Raw genomic sequence first — 2,152 nt, 5'->3', positions numbered from 1 at the left:
GATATATCGTGCTGTGCTTTGGGATGTAGTGGTAACTAACGATCATCAGGGCCTGGGCCACGGCAGAACTATTGTTGAGGCTTTAATAAACCATAGGGCAGTTGTAGAAGTAGAAAGAATATATCTAATGACAACTCAGCAAAAGGGATTTTACGAACAACTAGGCTTTGTTCATCAAGTTAGTCAAGATCTAATGCTATTCAAACGAGGTTAATTCGCCATCAACAAAATTGATATCTTGCCATTAATTGCTAAATGTAGCCTTAGCTTTAACAAGCGGATGAAGAGATTCGAACTCTCGACCCTCTCCTTGGCAAGGAGATGCTCTACCACTGAGCTACATCCGCAGTCGGCCCTATGCCGATGCATGATTCTGCCTTGAGAACCCTCCCGCCGTCAAATGATTCCCAACCGATTTCCGCGGTAGCCGGCCTGTTCGCGCACCTTCTCGCACCAAGCCAAATTATCCAAATACCAATTCACTGTGGTTGCTARTGATTGCTCAAAAGCATGGGCCGGCCGCCAACCCAATTCACTGCTGATCCGCGTTGGATCAATTGCATAACGGCGATCATGGCCAGGGCGATCGGCAACGGGTGTGATCAAGCCCGCATGGGGCGCCCCCTGGGGTCGCAGCTCGTCTAACAAGCTGCAAATCGTTTGCACCACCTGCTTATTGCTGCGCTCTCCGTGGCCGCCAACGCAATAACTCTCACCTAAACGACCCCTTGTGGCTGCAAGCAGCAGAGCCTCCACGTGATCTTCCACATAAAGCCAATCGCGCACATTGGCGCCATCGCCGTAGAGGGGAATCGGTTCACCAGCCACCGCCTTGAGGATCACCACCGGGATCAGTTTCTCTGGAAACTGCCAGGGTCCGTAGTTGTTGGAGCAGTTGGTGAGCACCACAGGTAACCCATAGGTGTGGTGCCATGCACTTACCAGATGGTCGCTGGCAGCTTTACTGGCTGAATAAGGGCTGCGCGGGTCGTAGGGGGTAGTTTCTGAAAAACAACCCGTGGGGCCTAGGGAGCCAAACACCTCATCKGTGCTGATGTGGTGAAAGCGGAAGTGTTCCTGCCGCTCCTTGGGCAGCTGCTCCCAGTGGGCCCGCACCGCTTGCAATAAATTGAAAGTACCGCTGATGTTGCTCTCGATAAAGGCACCTGGGCCGCTAATCGAGCGATCCACATGGCTTTCAGCCGCCAGATGAAACACGAGATCGGGATCAGCTCGCTTGATTGCGGCCATGGTGGCCTCAGGATCTACCAAATCAACCTGCAGCAACTGGTGGCGAGGATTGCTGCCGATGCTGGTTAGGTCGCTGGCATAACTGAGCTTGTCGAGATTGAAAACCATGGCGCTGCTTTCAACTAGCAGCCTGCGCACCAATGCACCTCCTATGAAACCGGCGCCGCCAGTTACTAGTACGCGGCTTAGTGGTTGAGGCAAAAGATCATGCACAGATGGAAATTTTCAAACCAAAACCATCCTAAAAGAAGCTATTAATTAGAGGTACCAATGCAACTCAGCACCTTTAGTAATCCATCCCGCCAATGCACAGGCTCCAGCCCCAGGGCCGCACGGCTGGTGCTGCAATCAAGCAGGGAATAGCAAGGACGCCTAGCGGCAGTGGGGTATTCCGCCGTAGTTATGGGCACCACCAGGGCTGGCCGCTCCAATAGGCCAGCCAGCACACCAAGCTCACCAATTGCCACTGCAAAGTCGTACCAGCTGGCTGCACCTGCGTCACTCCAGTGTTGAAAGCCAACTACTTCATTTGCCAGCACCTTCCAACAGGCTTCAGCAAGGCCGGCAGTGTGGGTGGGGCAAGCAACCTGATCTGCAACTACGCGAAGGGGCTCACCACTTTCTGCTTTAAGGCCGTGGAGCCGCAGCATCGTGAGGCAGAAATTTTTACCAATGGGCCCATACAACCAACTCGTGCGCAATACGCATGACAGCTGAGGCCCGAGCAGCTCAAGCACCGCAGCCTCTCCCCGCGCCTTGGTAATTCCATAGATCCCCAATGGCTCCACAGCCTGGTGCGGTAGATAGGGGAAACCTTGGGCTCCGTTGAACACAAAATCCGTGCTCACTTGCAACAACCGGCCGCCGGTAGCGGCCAAAGCCTCGGCAAAGGCAGCAGGGG

At 54.0% G+C, this 2,152-nt stretch carries 3 protein-coding genes and 1 tRNA gene; 1 reads left to right on the top strand and 3 read right to left on the bottom strand.

The features are described 5' to 3' along the window. The coding region (locus C7K08_RS13675) for a GNAT family N-acetyltransferase (protein WP_117434663.1) at positions 1-214 on the top strand (214 nt) is incomplete at its 5' end. A gap of 61 nt (positions 215-275) precedes the next feature. Here the strand turns inward: C7K08_RS13675 and C7K08_RS13670 are convergent. The 3 genes from C7K08_RS13670 to C7K08_RS13660 form a co-directional block, all read right to left on the bottom strand. Then, positions 276-347: transfer RNA gene (locus C7K08_RS13670), tRNA-Gly, on the bottom strand. Positions 348-396: 49 nt separating this feature from the next. Further along, complete coding sequence (rfbB, locus tag C7K08_RS13665; protein WP_106501079.1) at positions 397-1,464, bottom strand: dTDP-glucose 4,6-dehydratase; 1,068 nt, start codon at positions 1,462-1,464, stop codon at positions 397-399. Between the two features lie 41 nt (positions 1,465-1,505). Next, positions 1,506-2,152, bottom strand: a 647-nt coding sequence (locus tag C7K08_RS13660) for an SDR family oxidoreductase (RefSeq protein ID WP_106501078.1), incomplete at its 5' end; no start/stop codon positions are given.

Origin of the sequence: Synechococcus lacustris str. Tous (assembly GCF_003011125.1) — a bacterium.
In the GTDB taxonomy this organism is placed as follows: Bacteria; Cyanobacteriota; Cyanobacteriia; order PCC-6307; family Cyanobiaceae; genus Synechococcus_D; species Synechococcus_D lacustris.
The sequence above is the reverse complement of the archived record's forward strand: the minus strand, read 5'-3'. Positions and strand labels throughout refer to the sequence as shown.